General features: G+C 49.6%; 19 protein-coding genes. 13 read left to right on the forward strand and 6 right to left on the reverse strand.

Annotated elements, in window-relative coordinates; genetic code table 11:
• Positions 1-61 precede the first annotated feature (61 nt).
• From EL633_RS34765 to EL633_RS34785, 6 genes are all read left to right on the forward strand, one after another.
• Positions 62-394, forward strand: coding sequence for an ArsR/SmtB family transcription factor (locus tag EL633_RS34765; RefSeq protein WP_126631789.1), 333 nt, complete (start codon positions 62-64; stop codon positions 392-394).
• The gene (locus EL633_RS34770) at positions 387-872 is read left to right on the forward strand and encodes an SRPBCC family protein (RefSeq protein WP_126631790.1); all 486 of its coding nucleotides are present in this window, start codon (positions 387-389) and stop codon (positions 870-872) included. The genes EL633_RS34765 and EL633_RS34770 overlap by 8 nt, the downstream gene beginning before the upstream one ends.
• Positions 873-957: 85 nt before the next feature.
• Positions 958-1,416, forward strand: a complete 459-nt coding sequence (locus EL633_RS34775) for a hypothetical protein (protein WP_126631791.1) — start codon at positions 958-960, stop codon at positions 1,414-1,416.
• A gap of 12 nt (positions 1,417-1,428) precedes the next feature.
• On the forward strand, positions 1,429-2,094 hold the full coding sequence (locus EL633_RS34780) for a DUF998 domain-containing protein (protein ID WP_126631792.1): 666 nt from the start codon (positions 1,429-1,431) through the stop codon (positions 2,092-2,094).
• 226 nt (positions 2,095-2,320) lie between these two features.
• The gene (locus EL633_RS37980; RefSeq protein ID WP_281275973.1) at positions 2,321-2,443 is read left to right on the forward strand and encodes a hypothetical protein; all 123 of its coding nucleotides are present in this window, start codon (positions 2,321-2,323) and stop codon (positions 2,441-2,443) included.
• Entirely contained in the window at positions 2,440-3,687 is a 1,248-nt protein-coding gene (locus tag EL633_RS34785; RefSeq protein WP_126631793.1) for a cytochrome P450 family protein, read from the forward strand. The genes EL633_RS37980 and EL633_RS34785 overlap by 4 nt, the downstream gene beginning before the upstream one ends.
• An 18-nt stretch (positions 3,688-3,705) precedes the next feature.
• Here EL633_RS34785 and EL633_RS34790 read toward each other — a convergent pair whose 3' ends face one another.
• Entirely contained in the window at positions 3,706-6,126 is a 2,421-nt protein-coding gene (locus EL633_RS34790) for a serine/threonine protein kinase (protein ID WP_126631794.1), read from the reverse strand.
• Positions 6,127-6,508: 382 nt separating this feature from the next.
• Here EL633_RS34790 and EL633_RS34795 point away from each other — a divergent pair, with 382 nt between their 5' ends.
• A complete protein-coding gene (locus EL633_RS34795) occupies positions 6,509-7,492 on the forward strand; it encodes an aldo/keto reductase (protein WP_126631795.1) in 984 nt (327 codons plus the stop codon).
• A 503-nt stretch (positions 7,493-7,995) separates the two neighbouring features.
• Here the strand turns inward: EL633_RS34795 and EL633_RS34800 are convergent.
• Complete coding sequence (locus tag EL633_RS34800) at positions 7,996-8,928, reverse strand: TIGR01777 family oxidoreductase (RefSeq protein ID WP_126631796.1); 933 nt, start codon at positions 8,926-8,928, stop codon at positions 7,996-7,998.
• Positions 8,929-8,931: 3 nt separating this feature from the next.
• Entirely contained in the window at positions 8,932-9,918 is a 987-nt protein-coding gene (locus EL633_RS34805; protein ID WP_161982699.1) for a YndJ family transporter, read from the reverse strand.
• A 177-nt stretch (positions 9,919-10,095) separates the two neighbouring features.
• Between EL633_RS34805 and EL633_RS34810 the strand changes: the two genes are divergently transcribed.
• From EL633_RS34810 to EL633_RS34830, 5 genes are all read left to right on the forward strand, one after another.
• A complete protein-coding gene (locus EL633_RS34810) occupies positions 10,096-10,794 on the forward strand; it encodes a TetR/AcrR family transcriptional regulator (RefSeq protein ID WP_126631798.1) in 699 nt (232 codons plus the stop codon).
• A 308-nt stretch (positions 10,795-11,102) separates the two neighbouring features.
• The gene (locus EL633_RS34815; RefSeq protein WP_126631799.1) at positions 11,103-11,918 is read left to right on the forward strand and encodes an AraC family transcriptional regulator; all 816 of its coding nucleotides are present in this window, start codon (positions 11,103-11,105) and stop codon (positions 11,916-11,918) included.
• Positions 11,919-11,990: 72 nt separating this feature from the next.
• A complete protein-coding gene (locus tag EL633_RS34820; protein WP_174845194.1) occupies positions 11,991-12,692 on the forward strand; it encodes an AzlC family ABC transporter permease in 702 nt (233 codons plus the stop codon).
• Between the two features lie 17 nt (positions 12,693-12,709).
• Positions 12,710-13,042, forward strand: coding sequence for an AzlD domain-containing protein (locus EL633_RS34825; RefSeq protein WP_126631801.1), 333 nt, complete (start codon positions 12,710-12,712; stop codon positions 13,040-13,042).
• Between the two features lie 307 nt (positions 13,043-13,349).
• Positions 13,350-13,817 (forward strand): SRPBCC family protein, encoded by a 468-nt coding sequence (locus tag EL633_RS34830; RefSeq protein WP_126631802.1) that lies wholly within the window; start codon positions 13,350-13,352, stop codon positions 13,815-13,817.
• Positions 13,818-13,905: 88 nt separating this feature from the next.
• Here the strand turns inward: EL633_RS34830 and EL633_RS34835 are convergent, their stop codons facing one another.
• The 3 genes from EL633_RS34835 to EL633_RS34845 form a co-directional block, all read right to left on the reverse strand.
• A complete protein-coding gene (locus EL633_RS34835; RefSeq protein ID WP_126631803.1) occupies positions 13,906-14,802 on the reverse strand; it encodes an NADP-dependent oxidoreductase in 897 nt (298 codons plus the stop codon).
• 12 nt (positions 14,803-14,814) lie between these two features.
• Entirely contained in the window at positions 14,815-15,567 is a 753-nt protein-coding gene (locus EL633_RS34840) for a hypothetical protein (protein WP_126631804.1), read from the reverse strand.
• A gap of 83 nt (positions 15,568-15,650) precedes the next feature.
• Positions 15,651-16,283 (reverse strand): NAD(P)-dependent oxidoreductase, encoded by a 633-nt coding sequence (locus EL633_RS34845; protein ID WP_126631805.1) that lies wholly within the window; start codon positions 16,281-16,283, stop codon positions 15,651-15,653.
• A gap of 151 nt (positions 16,284-16,434) precedes the next feature.
• Between EL633_RS34845 and EL633_RS34850 the strand changes: the two genes are divergently transcribed.
• On the forward strand, positions 16,435-17,016 hold the full coding sequence (locus EL633_RS34850) for a TetR/AcrR family transcriptional regulator (protein ID WP_126631806.1): 582 nt from the start codon (positions 16,435-16,437) through the stop codon (positions 17,014-17,016).
• The last annotated feature ends 235 nt before the right edge of the window (positions 17,017-17,251 follow it).

Here is a 17,251-nt window from a genome sequence, read left to right on the forward strand (position 1 = left end):
TTATATGCTGATCTGGTTATATGCATTGACAGTTATATAACTAATATGGTATATTAATTTTATGATGACAACCTTTGATGCATTAGCTGATCCCATGCGCAGACGTATATTGGACTTACTCCGTGAGCGACCCCATACGGTGGGGGAGTTAACTGACTTGCTTTCTATTAGTCAGCCGGGTATTTCCAAGCATTTGCGTGTACTCCGCGAAGTGGGGTTGGTGCGGGTGCGCCAGGATGCGCAACGGCACTGGTATGAGCTACAGCCTGAACCATTAGCAGAAGTCTATGCATGGTTAGAATCCTATCATCACCTCTGGGATGAGCGGTTCCAGTATCTGGATACTTATCTGGACAGTTTGCAGGAGAAAGAGAAAGAGAAGAAACATGACTGAGACAGAGCGTTTTGCTACTACCCTCGCGACGCCATCGGATCAAGAGATCGTTATCACACGGACCTTTAACGCACCCCCTCGACTAGTCTTTGAGGCATGGACCAGGCCAGAGCATGTACAGCACTGGTATCGAACCAGGGATATGACTCTGGTAATCTGCCAGATTGATCTGCGTCCAGGAGGAGCCTATCGTTATGTCTTGCAAGATACTTCCGGTCAGGAGTATGCCTTCTCAGGAGTATATCGTGAGGTCGTGCCCTATACAAAGTTGGTCTACACGGATGGCTTCGAAGGGATGCCGGGACATGAAGCCGTGGTCACGCTGACCTTTGAGGAAGATAACGGTAAGACAACGCTGATGAGTCGATCGCTCTACCAGAGTGAAGAAGACCGCAACGCGCATCTCAATTCCGGGATGGAGCAGGGGACCAGAGAACTCCTTTCTCGACTTGAAGAGCTTCTGCAAACCCTGGTATGACAGTCGGGTAAAGCGTTGATGAATAGGCATGGCGAGTTGAGAATAGCGCTAAATGGTCTCGCCAGATTACAGGAAGGGACCACCTATGACAGAGAAGACAAATCCACAAGTTGCAGACCTGCCAGTTTTGCCTGATGCCGATTTGAAAAGCTTAGAGAAATTGATTGGAACCTGGACCCTCTCCGGTGATACAACGGGTCAGGTAAGCTACGAATGGATGGAGGGAGGATTTTTTCTCTTGCAACATGTAGATTTTGAGCATAACGGACACGTGATCAAGGGACTGGAGGTGATTGGACACCTCAAGCCATTTGGTGAAGAGTCCGGCAAAGATATCATGTCGCGCTTTTATAGCTCGACTGGTGATACCCTCGATTATGTCTACGAGCTCAAAGACAATATCCTTATAATCTGGGGAGGGCAGAAAGGCTCTCCTGCTTACTACCAGGGAACGTTTAACGCAGATGGCACTATCTGCGCAGGCGGCTGGGTCTTTCCTGGTGGGGGTGGATATAGTTCTACGATGACCAGAGTTGTAAACTAGAAGGAGTCAAGCATGGCGCAATCACTCACAATGACGAAACCGGTGTCCAACGCTCAAGTCCTGGCTGCACGGCTATCCATCGCCTCAGGAGTGCTCTTCGTCTTTCTCCTCCTGAGCCTGCATGTGCTTGAGCCGGCATTTGATCCAACATGGCGCTTTATCAGTGAGTATGCTCTCGGTTCTTTTGGCTGGATGATGCACCTGGCATTCTGCTTGCTGGCGACAAGCCTGGTAAGCGCCGGGGTGGCGATCTTTCCATATATCCGGACTGTTTTGGGCTATCTTGGTCTGATCATCCTTGTCATTGGTGCCATTGGACTCTTTATTGCAGGCATCTTTACTACCGATCCAATCGCGACGAGCCAGGAGGCAGCAACCTTGAGCGGCAATATGCACGTCTTTGGGGCTTCACTCGACTATACACCGGTAGCTGCGCTCCTGCTGAGTTATGTACTAACGCGTCATCCAGCCTGGAAACCTATGCGCATGCAGCTGTTTATTACTGCTGGCATTACATTGGTGGGTATGGTTGCATTTATGCTCCTTCTGCCGCATGATGGAAAATTCGGTCCTGGTGTGCTGGCTGGTCTGTGCGGGCGTTTTCTTATAGTCTCATACCTGTGTTGGCTGCTAACCGTTGGATTCTATACACTCAAACTGCGTCATCGAGCTGAATAGCTGTAAAAATAGAATTTATACAACAATGAAGTAGATTATACAGTTAGCTGATGACCATTAAAAAAGTAAAATTGAAAGTAGAGTAGAGGGATATACCCGGATCTTTGCCGGATATATCCCTCTACTCTACTTTCAGTTCTGTATTGTTCTAATAATAAATAATAGAAGTTTGACAGGCATAAGATTGTATCGTACAGTATGAGTATATATTCATTGTGGTGAATAGATGTTCACCGGGGAGATGCTTATCAAAGGTGCGATACAGGAACAACTCATTGCTGCTCGGCGTAATCAGATTCTGGATGCGGCGAAGACGGTATTTGCACAGAAGGGGAGTGATCAATCATGATCAAGAAGCAATCTGTACCGGCAGCAACGCCGGTAAATGGCATTATACCTGTTGATATTACCAGCGCTCAGTTTAAGGCTGACCCATTTCCATTTTATGCGCAGCTGCGCGCCGAGGCTCCGGTATTTCCAATCATGTTACCAAGTAAGCAGCGAGCCTGGTTGGTGACACGCTATGATGATGTGGTGAATGTTTTGAAAGACGAGCGTTTTGCCAAGAACCGTCGTAACGTCATGTCGGCTGAGCAATTGAAAAAGATTCCCTGGATGCCGCCAATGTTCAAGCCGCTTGAACGCAATATGCTCGATCTGGACAGTCCTGATCACACCAGATTGCGCGCTCTGGTGCATAAAGCCTTTACGCCACGTCTGGTAGAGCAGATGCGTGAGCAGATCCAACAACTAACAAATGAACTGTTGGATGCTGTCGAGGCCAAAGGCCAGATGGATCTGCTTGCTGACTTTGCGTTGGTGTTGCCGCTGACGATGATCGCGCGCATTTTAGGGATACCAGCCGAGGACAATACCAAATTTCACCGCTGGAGCAATGCGATAGTTTCCATAAAAACGAGCGGGGATAGCTTGAGACTTATTCCAACCATTATGCAATTCATGTCATATGCGCGGAGAAAGATCAAAGAGCGACGTATTCATCCCAAAGACGATCTGATTACAGCATTAGTGCAGGCCAAAGACGGTAGCGACACGTTGAGTGAAGACGAAATCGTAGCTATGATCTTCCTGTTGCTGATCGCTGGGCATGAAACAACGGTGAATTTGATTGCCAGCGGCACATTAGCCCTATTGCAGTATCCTGAGCAACTAGCAAAGTTACAGAACGAGCCAGAACTGATCAAACCAGCCATCGAAGAACTCCTGCGCTTTGTCTGTCCTGTCGAAACAGCCACCGAACGTTATGCGCGTGAAGACATCACCATCGTCGGAACCACCATTCCGCGTGGTGAGATGGTCCTGGCCGCGATAGGATCAGCCAATCGTGATGCCAGCTACTTTGACAATCCTGATCAGCTAGACATCGCGCGCAAGAATAACAGGCACCTGGCCTTTGGCCTGAGCTCCCATTACTGCCTGGGTGCGCCGCTGGCCCGCCTGGAAGGACAGATCGCTATGAGCGCATTAATCCAGCGTTTTCCTGCTCTACGTCTGAACATCGAGCCAAAAGAGATCCGCTGGCATGGTAGTTTCATCCTGCGTGGACTTGAGGCACTACCAGTAGCATTCTAGGATAGCGATGGGTCGGCACTACATTTGTGTCCAGCCTGCAATATTCAGGCTGGCGCTTTGTGAAGAGGCAAAAGATGACAGTGCCGTCCCATCAGTCTTGCCGAATAAGAGCTGATCAAGTCCTGTAGCTTGCGAGGAACCCATACGGACCGCATAATAAGGGCATTGATACTGGCTACTACAGAAGACATCAAGAGCTGATTGTTGAGAGAAGAAAAAGACTGTGCCATCATCTTTACGAAGATTGGTTGCATGGTTATTTTGATCGATCAGATAGAGACCATTGTTTGGACTATACTGAGCCGCAGTAACATTCTTGACCAGGGCCAGAAATTTACCATCGTCAAGAGAACTGATGCCGACAATGGCAAGATCCTGTGATGTATAGATGGTTGTATTAGTATTGATATCAGTGATGGTACTTGGACCTGCGTTGGAGCACGCGCCACTACAATCACCATTGCCAAAGCCTGTACAGTGGCTTACAAACAGGTGCGGCCTGCTGGTGGTAGGATCTTGCGCGTAGCTATCACATGTTGAGCCGCTGTGAATTAATTTTGCCTCTGATGGTTCGCCATTTTGGGAGAGAGGATAGAGATACACACTCCTATCTGGTCCTTCAAGATAAACGCTCCTCGCATCGGACCAGCCGATAGGCACTCCCCAGGTGATGTTTTGTGTAGCGAGTTTTTCCTGCATGAGCTGACCATTCTGCACATCAAGCTGATAGGCAGAGATTGCTGGTGGAGCCTGCGCTGTGCCTGCTGGGTCTGCCGTGGCTTCAAAAAAGACGCGGCCCGTTTCCGTCTCATCAAAAGGAGACCACGATAGCCTGTTGATCTGGAGCGGATTGGCGGTACAATACAGCGTTTGCAGCCCCTGTCCATCGACGCGTAATAGCTGTAATTTCGCAGGCTGGTTGGCAACGGAGGTCGAGAAAAGAATCCATTGTTTATCAGGAGATAACACGGCCTGATCGATCGCGAATGTAGTCGAGGTCAGTAAGGTAGTTTTACTTCCATTAATGGCTGAATAGCGGATCAATGAGCCAGAGAATTTATTGTCGGCAGCATTATACTGATGAGAATAATAAATGACCTGTGCATCGCTGCCCCGATTGGCTAGATTCAAGAGACTCGGCTTACGGACCTGTCCCGTGGGTGGACAACTTGTATCATAAGTTGGGAGGGTGGCGAGCGTGTTGGGATTGGTAGCCTTAGCTGTAGGCGTAGTTTTTGTGGTAGGAACGAAGGTATTTTTGCTCACAGGTGCCGCACTATGGAGTGTGCTCGCATACCAGGCACCGACAGAGGCAAACACAACGAGAGCAAGGCAGAACGAGAGCAGCATGACCCAGACGCGTGGAGAGCGCTTTTTCTGGTTTTCAGATGTATACAGGACGCGGGTCGCATACGGTTGTGTGGTAAGGTGTTTGGCATCGATGGTATCTGGACGATAGACCGTTCTGTAATCGGGAGAAGCGTCCGGGTGGGTCGTAGATAACAGATTTGTGGAAGCCTCCTCATCTGAGGAAGAGGAAGATGTCTGTCGTTGGTTAGATGAAATGGCTGTGGTGTCAAATTTTTGTGCCACGTCAGTCAGGGCTGCAATAAATGCGGCAGGAGTCGCATAGCGCTCCGACTCATTTTTGGCCAGTGCACGTAGTACCACACGATCAAGTTCAGGTGGAATAGTGGAATTCACCAAACGCATTGATGATGGCTGTTCATAAAGATGCTTACTTAAGACAAGAATTGTATTCTCGCCTGAGAATGGTGGTGCGCCAGTGAGCATTTCATAGAGTACAATGCCGACACTATAAATATCACTACCACGACCGGGCCGACCCTGAATCTGTTCGGGTGCCATATATTGAGGGGTACCCATAATGCTTACATCGCCAGTATGGGTAATTACAGAGGAGAGAAGCTTATCGGTCTGATCATCCTTTTGGATAGACTTAACCAGTCCAAAATCGCTCAGGACGGGCGTATTGTCATCCTTGAACAAGATATTTCCTGGTTTAATATCCCGGTGGATAAAGTTGTTGGTATGAGCATATTGTAGGGCACGTAGGATCTGGATAGTTATATTGAGAGCATCCGCAATGGGGAGCACCTGTTGTTGGTGCAGACGATCACGTAAAGTACCCTGGGTGAGATAAGGCATCACAAAATAGGCCAGACCATCCTGTTCACCATAATCATAGACCGTCAGAATATTAGGGTGATCCAGACGAGCAACGACCTTGGCCTCACGCGCGAACCGGCGCATAAATATCTCATTGTCATGAAGTTTAGAGCGAAAAACTTTGACCGCAACGTCTCGTTTTAAGCGAGTATCCTTAGCAAGAAATACAGTCGCCATACCTCCCTGACCCACTGGCCGCACAATGCTGTAATTACCCAGCGAATGACCGACGATTTCTTCCGGCGGCATGGCATAATCTCCTTTAAATCCATTTATTGGTGAGCATATAAATAGTATTTATAAATTAATAAGTTTCTATCTTGCTAACCATTATAGAGATGCATGTGTATGTTGTAAAGTACAGTACGACATTGGTGGAGATTCCTATTTGAGGGCAGGGGTATGCAAAGGAATCTCCCGAAAAACTGGCGTCTGATTAGATGGGATGCTGGTGTGACCTGGTTGGTAGTATGGTTGCCTCTTGACGTAGAGTGTGCTTTAAAGCGTAGACTTGTAGTGTATGTATAGGGGCACCGTAGTCTGGTTGACCATAAGATGCCCATATATTCTGCCTCTAGTTATAGAGCGTGGAGGCAGTTGTATAATGCTAGAATGAGAAAGGATGGAAAGAGTGCAACAACGAACACTGGGCAAAACGGATCTAAAGGTCTCGGCGGAAGGGTTTGGTTGTATGGGACTGACAAGTTTCTATGGAGCACCCGCAGCTGAGAATGAGGCGATTGATCTGATCCATAAAGCCATTGATTTAGGAGTGACTTTTTTTGATACAGCCGAGTCGTATGGTCCCTTCCTCAATGAAAAGCTGGTGGGACGTGCCTTAAAGGGACGGCGCGACTCCGTGGTTATCGCGACCAAATTCGGCTGGGTCTGGTCCGTAAATGGTGAGCGCAGCCTCAATAGTCGTCCTGATCATATTTTCAAAGTGGTCGATGAGTCCTTACAGCGTCTGGATACTGAATATATTGACCTGTATTATCAGCATCGTTTGGATCCGCAAGTGCCGATCGAAGAGACAGTTGGCGCACTGGCTGAACTAATCAAGCAGGGCAAGATTCGCCATATTGGACTATCAGAGGTCGGCCCGAAGACGTTACGCCGTGCCCACGCGGTCCATCCTATTACCGCTTTGCAAACCGAGTACTCACTCTGGGAGCGTGATCCCGAAGCTGAAATACTGCCAACCCTGCGTGAACTGGGGATAGGTTTTGTGGCCTACAGTCCACTGGGGCGTGGCTTCCTGACCGGTGAAATCAAGAAAGTACAGGATCTGGATGCGAATGACTTTCGTCGTAGTGATCCACGTTTCCAGGGAGAGAATTTTGCCCGCAATGTGGAACTGGTTGAGCTTGTCAGACAACTGGCCGCAACCAAACATGCTACCCCGGGTCAGATCGCCCTTGCATGGCTGCTGCACAAAGGTAACGACATCGTGCCTATTCCTGGCACCAAACGCTTGAAGTACCTGGAAGAGAATATTGCCGCAACCGAGATTGCTTTAAGCCCGGAAGAGATGTCCCAATTAGAAGCCAGCATTGGAAAGAGCGCTGGAGCCCGCTATAGTGAAACTGGCATGCGCGCCATTTCCCGCGACTAAAGCTTTTTTGTGGCCCGTTTCCTGAATAAAAGCATACGTATATAATAATTTATCAATATACTGTACGTATGCTTTTATTGTATTTTCAGTTATTAAGCAATACCCTGCTTGCCAGATAGCTAAAGAAATTGTACTTTAAGAAAGGTATGGGGGCTTGTTTTCATCCGCCGAGTCCAATGGAGATAGCCGCAAGAACAGGATGTTTCGCTTCAAGTGAAGTGCGCATATTAAGTGTCCTTTGCTATAGCCAGATTATTTGATAATGTATCCCTCGTTAAGGGTGGAGATTTCGCAGCTCGAAATAGAGTGCGTGCGAGGTTTTCCACTAGCTTCCCCCGGGCCATCGAGCAGCAGCCGCCGAACTTGCAAGTAGATGGTCACTTCGGCTCCTGTGTGACTGCCCAAGGTGAAGACCTGACGAAACTTGCGGTGCAGGTCCCGATTGGTCCGTTTTAACAGAGAAGTCGTGCGTATCCATTATTTTCCTTGCGTATACGGTATGCTCATGCAACTGGAAGCTCCTTTTCCCCTTGCAGCAGGTGGTACAGTGCCTGATCAAGCCGGGGATAGTCGAAGAGGAAATGAGCCTCCACCAAGCGTTGAGGCAGAAGGTGTTGGCTGTCCAACACGACGGTTGACAACTCCCCCAAGAGTACTCGCAAGGCAAAGGCTGGCATCGGGAACACAGGGAACCGCTTCAGAACATGTTGCACCTTGCGGATAAAATCCCTATTCGTCACGGCTTCTGGCGCACACAGATTGAACGAGCCAGAAAGCAGACGATGCGCAAGTAGGAACTGGATCGCTTTGGCCACATCTTTTTTGTGAATCCAGGGAATCCACTGCTGTCCATCGCCCAACTGGCTTCCCAGGAGCTGGGCAAAATGCAAAAGTGGAGGGAGGGCACCCTCGTGTGTATCAAGGACGAGACCTGTCCGCACAATGCAGTGCCTGGTCTGGGCGTGGATAGTAGATGCTTCCCATTGCTGGCACACCTGAGCACGGAAGCCCCGACCAGAGGTGCTCGCTTCCGTGAGGATTTCTTGCCCGCGATCCCCGTAATACCCTGATGCTGAGGCTTGTACCAGCACTTCCGGTGGCCCATAGCGTTCAATTGCCTGCATTACCGCCTCCCCGGCACGCAACCGGCTCTCAAGAATACATGCCCGGTACGACTGTGTCCAGCGCCAATGAGCTGGACTTGCACCAGCCAGGTTGACAATGGCGCAGTCTTTGCTGATCAGTTCTCCCCATCCCTGATCAGTCTGAGCGTCCCAACCCATTGTCTGGATATTCGCCAGTCCTTGTTGCTGAAACATCTGAGCAGCCAGGGTGGGATTGCGACTCAGGACAATGACCTCATCGCTGCCGTGTGCCAGCAAATCCACGAGCGACCTCCCGATGAGCCCTGTTCCACCAGTAATGATGATTCGCATATTTTACGCCTTCTCTGCCTCTACTCTGAGTCGCCAGCCGAGTAATCCACAGAGTCCAAAGACCAGCGCATTTATCCATCCATGTATCACGATCATTTGAGAGATGGTAATGGTCCAGAACCCTGTCACATTTCCCAGAACGTAAGCCCCGGCAAATAGCATCGTAATTGCCACCGCAGTGCTCGAAAAGGCCAGAAGCCCACGGGCAAGCAAAGGAGCAGTGGTAGGAACTATGCAGATCAGATTAAGCAGCGCTATCAGTATCATACTGAGTGCTAAGAGGCAAGCCCCGGCAGACTCCAAAAAGCTCACGCCAGTGATCTGAGTAATGGTAATCCCTGTGGCTACGAGCAGCGGATTGAGAAGCATGCACATAGCGGTGACTCGATATGTTTTCCATGGAATCTCGCGCCGTGTTGCCAGGATAGCTCGACCGGTGAGGCCCGTTATTATGAGTGCCGCCAGCGTGATAAAGTGAAAATGGACAGCGGTAAGTAAAACGATGGTCTGACTGAAACTGAGTGGCTGGAGACCTAAACGATCCAGCACCAACCACGTTCCGCCGATTGGCACATAAGCCAACGCCACAGCCAGACAGGCGTCGGGGAGAGATCTGCCACGTTTCTGGAAAAGCAGGAGCACACCGATCAGGGCAATCAACGCTGTGAACAGGAGCCATACGGCGGCAGCGGCAGCAGCGAGCAGTCCCCTGCCAAGCAGCAAAGAAGCTCCCCCAATGAGTGTCGCAAAGGGTTGTAGAAAAATGACGAGACCACAGAGATCACCAGACAAGCAAGGCTTCCTGGGAAGTGTTGCCAGCGGGACCGCTAACGGTGTAATGACGCACAGAGCCAGGAGAAGTATGAGATCCAGGTCGTCGAGCATGATCCAACCAAACAACCTGGCGAACAGTATCAACATCCAAACGCTTCCTCCAAGGCTTACACTGATGCGGTTCCATCTGGTCAGATCAAAGGTATCAATAAACATAGGTAGCTCCATCTGTTTTAAGGTGATCCCCTCGCACTGGCTGAATCCGCAGTCAAGAAGGTGTGTTCTTAAAAATGAACAGTGTTCACTTGCTAAGATATTACCAGATGCGCTATGCTGGTGTCAAGAGTGCAGCTGACACTGTTCGAGGGCACATTCATTTGTGGGAGAGAGATTATGCAATCTTCTGAGACGACTAAACTTAGCCGGAAAGCGGCTTTGACGCGGCAACGCATCATTGATACGGCACTGCAACTTTTTGCCACCAAAGGCTATGATCAGACAACTATGCGAGACATCGCGGCTGAGGCGGGGTGTTCATTGGGGCTCACCTATCGATACTTTGCCAGCAAAGAAGATCTGGTTTTAGAGCTTTACCGCTGGCTGGCTGTTCAATTGGAAGCATTGGTGGACGTGCTCCCTGCCACTTCCATCGCTGATCGTTTCCACCACCTCATGCGCGAGTTACTGGTCGCGATGGCCCCGCACCGGCTGACCCTGGTGGCCCTATCCGGAGCTGCCTTGAATCCGCTCTCGCGAGCTGGAGTTTTTGGCGCGGAAGGGGCAGAAGTTCGTCGCCGGGCGCGAGCAGCCTATCTTGTTGTAGTTGCCAAAGCCAAGGATGCTCCTCGTGCTTCGCAAGGAGACGATTTGGCCACGATGCTCTACGGGTTACAACTGGCTCTGGTACTGTTCTGGTTACAGGATCTGAGCAGCGAGACACTCAAAACGACGGAACTCTTACAGCTCGTGAACGAACTGTTAGGGCGCACCCGGCCGCTGTTACGCCTTCCTTGGGTCGCTCAAACCGTCACTCGATTGGTTCAGATTGTTGGACCATTGCTCGGACAGAGTGAGACTGCCAGCACCAACTAGGAATCTTGGCCTCCTGTCCGTTTTGTGAAAAAGAGGGCTGGCGAGTTGAGGTGATCAGAAGGCGTTCCATGAGCTACTTCATCACTTAAAAGCTCTTCAGTTCTTTTCGGCTCTTCCTACCCTTCCACCCTTAGCCAAGGATATATTATCGTAAGGCCGATTTTATCGGCCTTGACACATCTGGGCGGAATAGTTTTTTCGAGGAACTTATGGCAAAACAAGCGCACATCAGCTGATAGTTTTGATGATAGAATTACAGAAGAGGGGTGCGTGCAGGTAAATGTCCTGGAAAGGGGAAATGAAATAAAATGGGTGTAGGCGAGCAGGCGAAATTCTGGCGGGACCCGGCGGTGCATGGTTTAGAGTTGCTGCATGCCAGATATGTGACACATACTTTTGCGCCACACATGCATGAAGGATATGCGTTAGGAGTAATTGAGCAAGGAGCCGAACAGTTCTGGTACCGTCATGCCAACCATATAGTACCGCAAGGCAGTATATTTGTGGTAAATCCCGGCGAAATTCATACCGGATCGGCTGTGGAGAAAGAAGGTTGGAAATACCGTGTGTTGTATCCCGATGCCACTATTTTGCAGGAGGCGGCCCGACAGATTGTTGGTAAGCCACACGATGTCCCCTTCTTTCCCGATCCCGTAGTCTATGATCCAGAACTTGCGCGGCAGATCGCCGACCTGCATCGGGCATTTGAAGAGCCGGTATCGGCATTAGAGCGCGAGTCACGTTTGTTATGGACATTTTCGCAACTGGTTTTGCGCTTTGCCGATGATCATCCCCAACAGAAAGCGCTCCCCAACGATCAAGGGCGGGTCCAGCAGATTCGGGCATATTTAGAAGAGAATTACGCCGAGAACATCTCACTGAAAGAACTAGCCCAGCAGTTCCATGTTAGCCCATTTTATCTCCTACACTCATTTCGCAGACATACTGGTGTGCCACCACATGCCTATCAAGCGCAGGTACGGGTCCAACGGGCTAGAGACCTGCTACGACTGGGTATACCGATAGCCACAACCGCCCAACAGGTAGGTTTCGCGGATCAGAGTCATCTCACCCGTCACTTTAAGCGCATCGTCGGCATACCACCCGGTCGTTATCGTGGTTGATAGGGATACCGCCGCTAAAAAAAGCAATTTTAGACAAGATTTATGTGTACAGATGTATTTATAATAGTCTACATGAGTACAAGATCTTCAGAATTTTGGAGTGGCGCACGCGCTGAACTACCAATATTGCTTGGAGCAATACCGTTTGGCATGATCTATGGAGTTTCAGCGCTAGGAGCTGGAATTCCAGCTGTAATTGCGCAAGCAATGTCCTTTATCGTGTTTGCTGGCTCCGCACAATTTATTATTGCACAACTAGTGGCCGCAGGAACGCCAGCCCTGGTTGTGGTGGTGACAGCAGTCGTCGTCAATATTCGCCATATGCTTTATAGTGCATCACTTGCTGGTCAGGTGCATAAATTAGGCTGGCGCTGGAAGATCGTACTGGCATACCTGCTTACCGATGAGGCATATGCTGTAACGATACAGCGCTATCAACGGCCAGAGGCCGAGCCAGATTACAAGCACTGGTATTTCTTCGGCGCAGGCCTGACCTTATGGACTGGCTGGCAACTGAGTACAGCCGTTGGTGTATTTCTGGGTGCGCAGATACCCGCGAGCTGGTCGTTAGACTTCGCATCAACCTTAACCTTTATCGCTCTGGTCGTGCCAGCCCTCAAGGATCGTGCCAATACAGCCGCTGCCGTGGCTGCGGGAATGGCCGCCCTGGTATTTGTAGCGTTACCACTGAAACTCAGTATTGTCGCCGCCGTCTTTATTGGTATTGCCGTTGGCCTGTTGATGGAAACACGTAGGAAAAAATATGAAGCCTAAGTGAGGATAGAGAGAGTATGTCGCAAAAAATAGTCTGGATCACCATTATTGTGATAGGTATATTCACCTTCGCCACCCGCCTCTCTTTTATAGGATCATCGGGGAAGTTGCGCCTGGCACCGTTTTTACAGCAGGCGCTACGCTTTGTCCCGGTCGCCGCCCTCTCGGCCCTGATCCTACCCGATCTCTTCTTAAAGCAAGGCCATCTAGCCCTCTCGCTAAATAACGCACGCTTATGCGCAGGGATTATCGCGATTATCATTGCGTGGCGCACCAAAAATGTCCTGCTAACCGTAGGTATAGGAATGGCAAGTTTATGGCTCTTGCAAGCATTGTTGGGATTACACTAATAAACGACTGACAATGAGATAAGATGTGCGGGCTAACTACGCGTAGTTAGTCCGCACAAATATGTTGAAGTGTTGTTGGTGAAAGTTCTATTATCCGCTTATAGCCTGCCAATCTAAACTATTTGTGTGCAGAAGTCAGATAAAGAGAAAAGTGCATAGATATGAATTTTTTGGATGAATATATTTTCTATTGCTATAAAATATTGAGGAGCCTATAATATATATAGGAGTGCTGATGTCTATTAATACATACTTGTTGATTGTGATAGACAACCAGTGCCCCCTGGCAGGAAGCAAGGTGACCCTTATGGCAGTAATACGTTTAGAGACCTTCATCCAGGCCCCGGTAGAACGTTGTTTTGATCTTTCCTTAAATGTTGACGAACATAGCAAATCGGTTGCCAACACCCATGAGCATCCAGTAGCCGGAGTAATGTCTGGCGCAATGAAATTGGGGGATACAGTAACCTGGGAAGCCACCCATTTTGGTATTCGTCAGCACCTCACCTCAGAGATTACTGTTTACAAACGTCCCACTCGCTTTACCGATGAAATGACCAAAGGTGTTTTTTACGAAATGAAGCACCATCATGAATTTGTAGAGCAGCAGGGAGGAACCCTCATGATAGACGATTTTCGGTTTCAGGCTCCAATGGGGATTTTTGGCCGCCTGGCCGAAGTTTTGTTTTTGACCCAGTATATGAAGAAACAACTCGTAACCAGGAATGCGTACCTGAAGCAGACCGCAGAAGCTGAGGTAGTGAAAGCGAGCTAAAAAATCCTATACATTTACAAAGGCTGCACTTCATATAGCCTAAAAATCATGAAGCGTAGCCTTTGTTAGCTGGAAGCAGAGAGATGATTTAGATTTCTAGAACGATATGTCCGTGTACTGTGCCTTGTTCGAGCAGGGCGTGGGCATGTGAAGCCTGCTGGAGAGGGAGAGTGAGTCCGATTGGATGAGGCCGTAGCGTGCCTTGTTCGAGTATGTCGGTGATCTGGCGCAGCAACTGACTTTCGTCGCCAGTATTTTGATTCATAACGGCCCTGACACCATAGCGGGCAGCAATGGCAGGATCGGGCAAGGGTGGAACCAGCGTCACAAGGATACCTCCCCGTTTCAATACTCCCCATGAGCGTTCCCTGGTCGTGCCTCCAATGGTATCAAGGATCACATCCTGTTGGGTAACCAGGTCATCAAAGTTTTGCTTCTGATAGTCTATGACCTCGTCAGCGCCCAGACCGAGCACATAGTCCATGCGGCTACTAGAGGCGGTAGCGACAACATGTGCGCCGGCACGTTTAGCCAGTTGGACCGCGAAACTGCCGACAGTGCCTGAGGCGCCATGGATAAGGATACTTTGTCCCGCCTGTAAATGAGCCATCGCAAAGAGAGCATTGTGCGCGGTCAGAACGCCTACTGGAACGGCCGCAGCCTGCGTGAAGGGAAGATTTTTGGGTTTAGGCTGCAAGTTGACGGCTGATGCAACTACATATTCAGCGTAGCCACCGCGTACAAATGGCGAATCAGTACCATAGACAGCTTCTCCAATACGTTGTTTATCGACACCACGTCCCACGGCTTCAATTATACCGGATAGGCCAAAGCCCAGGATATCCTCAGGCCAGACTGGATGGATAGTTTTGACCGCGCCCGAACGCATCTTGAGGTCTAGCGGATTAATCTCGGCTGCCTGGACACGCAGCAACACCTGACCTGGTCCTGGTACTGGTTTGGCTATCTCCTGATAGGTTAGCACCTCGGGTCCCCCCTAACCATGCATTACTACCGCCTTCATCATGGCCGGGGGTGGCGCGGGAGGTCCCTGGAAGGCAGAAACGATGCGATAGAGTCCAAGATAACTGTGAACCGGTGGACGACCTGAACCACTGGGAGCGCCAGCCGCAGCCCGGGCCTGACGAGGAAAATTTTGCTCGAAACCTGCCAGCGTGTCCGCATACTTTGTGGCGCTTTGCCATTCAGCACGATTAAAGGCCGCAATGCGTATATCCGACTGGATACGGCGATGCAGAAAGGCGGAATAGAAACCCTCTTGCTGAGACTGATAATCACCACGTGCGGGCCAGCCCAGCACAAAGCCTTGCTCGACTGCCGGAGGTCCATCGATCTCAAAGCAATTATAGAGCAGCGCTTCCGGGTTGCCTGTCAGCTCAGGTTTCACAAATGGATGGACAATAGTGAACAATCCCTCAACCGTTGCATATTGTTTCGTGATCTCCGCAGGCAGTGCCGGCAAAGTTGTCGGGTCCACATCAGGGCTCAGCAGAGTATAATCGATGAAATCGTAAGGATTAGGATTCTGCGCCTCATCGTGGACCTGAGCGTTCCATTCTGGCATCTGCTGGCATAGTTCACGATAGATGAGTCCCTGTGGCTGTGGTGAACTGGCCACCACATTCTGCCATGCCGCAATAAACTGTTCAGCTGGCACACCTGGCCGGGGTTGATAACCGATAAAACGAATGAGGGTGTTGGCATGGGCCAACTGGCTTGCACGTATCATGGTATTCCTCTATTTGTATCCTACACTGATCTCGCAACAAGTTATATGAATTACTATATACCTGGTTAGAGTATGACAAGCTTTTAATTCCAGATGCCGACGATCTGTTTGCTATAGCGTTGTTCCTGGGCCTCTTTGAACAGGAAATCGGCCACATCGGCAGGTGAAATGAGTTTGAATCCCCCGGGGAAGCAACCTGGAGCAACTTTATAGCTGGCGGTATGGCGGCCATCGCGGATGTATGGACAGCCAGCCAATACCCAATCAACTGAAGAATTCTTGACCAGTTCAAAGGCGTGATCATGATCACGAACGGCATAGCGAATCGGTGAGCGACGGAGCAGGCCGGCAGTGATAGAACCAAACAAGCCGCAGGTGGGCATTTCCGCGACCCCAGTAATGCCCAGATAGCGTGGGATATTGAGCTGTTGTACCGTTTCCAGCGCGGCCTTCACACTATCCGTCACCACCGTAGACGGCTTAAAGACATCGCCACCAACAACGTTGATAAGGGCATCAAACGGTTGTTGTTTGAGTTGATCAATAAAGGATTGTGGCTGATAGATATCGCCTGCTACAACGACAAGATTAGGGGAGGTCTGCTGAATTTTGGCACGATTACGCGCGATGGCCGTTACATGATGTCCGGCCGCCAGGGCATACTCGATCACAAATGAGCCAACGCGCCCCGTGGCACCAAGAAGAAGAATATTCATAGGATGTTGCTCCTGACCGTGATCTATAAGGATCGCTAAAGCTATACGTGTTTTGGTAATAGTGGCCAGACATTGCTTGCCTTGCTATAATAGATACTAACAGTTTATTTTTTATACGTCAAGTCTAAATTTATACTGAGGGTATAGATTAATGAGATCATTTCGTGAGAAACAAAGAGAGCTACGTGAGGACGTGATACTGGATACAGCCTACCAATTATTGTTGGAACAGGGCTATCAAAAGATGAATATGGATGAACTAGCGGCACGTGTTGGCGTGGCTAAAATGACCATCTACCAGCATTTTTCCTCCAAGGAAGCACTGGTGATCGGTGTGATCATACGTGGTATGAAAGTGATTGAAGAAGAACTCACACCGGACTTTGAGTCCAATGCCTCTGCACTAGAGCGCCTGGAAGCCATCCTGCGCAAAAGCCTGGAGCGGCGTTCATCGATGAGGCGTATCAACATCGAACTGGCGGCCGCCGTAGTGCAGCAAGATCCAGCTTATCTGGCTCAGAGAGATCGCCTCTCGGCGCAATGGTCACAGTTGATTGAGCAAGCTAAGGCCGAAGGCACAATAGACGTTGCCCTCTCGACACCAGTCCTGGTGCGTCTGCTATTCCAGGCCTTCCAGACTGATTTTGACGACCTCTTGAAGTCTGGGGTTGTGAGTGCAGATGAGTTGGCGCACACCCTGATTTCTATGGCCATCAAAGGGATGCGCGCCTAGAACTCCAGGCTTAGATAACTCCACCAGCTAGTTACTAAAAAAACTCCCCTGTTCACTTTTCTAGTGAACTATGGGGAGATCTGTGTTTATTTATAGGTGATGTTGACTGAGTATCTCTGGTGGAGGAATATATTCTTTTGTTTTACGCCTCATGAAGTGCCCGGATGGCTATTGGCGCATCTGCTTTTTTTGTTGTAAGCCAGCGAGAGTAGCATTGGATTTCCTGGGATTATCT

The organism is Dictyobacter alpinus, assembly GCF_003967575.1.
Taxonomy (GTDB): domain Bacteria; phylum Chloroflexota; class Ktedonobacteria; order Ktedonobacterales; family Ktedonobacteraceae; genus Dictyobacter; species Dictyobacter alpinus.

Coding starts and splice junctions, on each gene's coding strand:
- EL633_RS34850 (WP_126631806.1), top strand. CDS start 16,435: ATGAGATCATTTCGTGAGAAACAAAGAGAGCTACGTGAGGACGTGATA.
- EL633_RS34800 (WP_126631796.1), bottom strand. CDS start 8,928: ATGCGAATCATCATTACTGGTGGAACAGGGCTCATCGGGAGGTCGCTC.
- EL633_RS34810 (WP_126631798.1), top strand. CDS start 10,096: ATGCAATCTTCTGAGACGACTAAACTTAGCCGGAAAGCGGCTTTGACG.
- EL633_RS34770 (WP_126631790.1), top strand. CDS start 387: ATGACTGAGACAGAGCGTTTTGCTACTACCCTCGCGACGCCATCGGAT.
- EL633_RS34805 (WP_161982699.1), bottom strand. CDS start 9,918: ATGTTTATTGATACCTTTGATCTGACCAGATGGAACCGCATCAGTGTA.
- EL633_RS34840 (WP_126631804.1), bottom strand. CDS start 15,567: ATGATACGTGCAAGCCAGTTGGCCCATGCCAACACCCTCATTCGTTTT.
- EL633_RS34790 (WP_126631794.1), bottom strand. CDS start 6,126: ATGCCGCCGGAAGAAATCGTCGGTCATTCGCTGGGTAATTACAGCATT.
- EL633_RS34815 (WP_126631799.1), top strand. CDS start 11,103: ATGGGTGTAGGCGAGCAGGCGAAATTCTGGCGGGACCCGGCGGTGCAT.
- EL633_RS34845 (WP_126631805.1), bottom strand. CDS start 16,283: ATGAATATTCTTCTTCTTGGTGCCACGGGGCGCGTTGGCTCATTTGTG.
- EL633_RS34775 (WP_126631791.1), top strand. CDS start 958: ATGACAGAGAAGACAAATCCACAAGTTGCAGACCTGCCAGTTTTGCCT.
- EL633_RS34820 (WP_174845194.1), top strand. CDS start 11,991: ATGAGTACAAGATCTTCAGAATTTTGGAGTGGCGCACGCGCTGAACTA.
- EL633_RS34785 (WP_126631793.1), top strand. CDS start 2,440: ATGATCAAGAAGCAATCTGTACCGGCAGCAACGCCGGTAAATGGCATT.
- EL633_RS34765 (WP_126631789.1), top strand. CDS start 62: ATGATGACAACCTTTGATGCATTAGCTGATCCCATGCGCAGACGTATA.
- EL633_RS34780 (WP_126631792.1), top strand. CDS start 1,429: ATGGCGCAATCACTCACAATGACGAAACCGGTGTCCAACGCTCAAGTC.
- EL633_RS34825 (WP_126631801.1), top strand. CDS start 12,710: ATGTCGCAAAAAATAGTCTGGATCACCATTATTGTGATAGGTATATTC.
- EL633_RS37980 (WP_281275973.1), top strand. CDS start 2,321: ATGTTCACCGGGGAGATGCTTATCAAAGGTGCGATACAGGAACAACTC.
- EL633_RS34830 (WP_126631802.1), top strand. CDS start 13,350: ATGGCAGTAATACGTTTAGAGACCTTCATCCAGGCCCCGGTAGAACGT.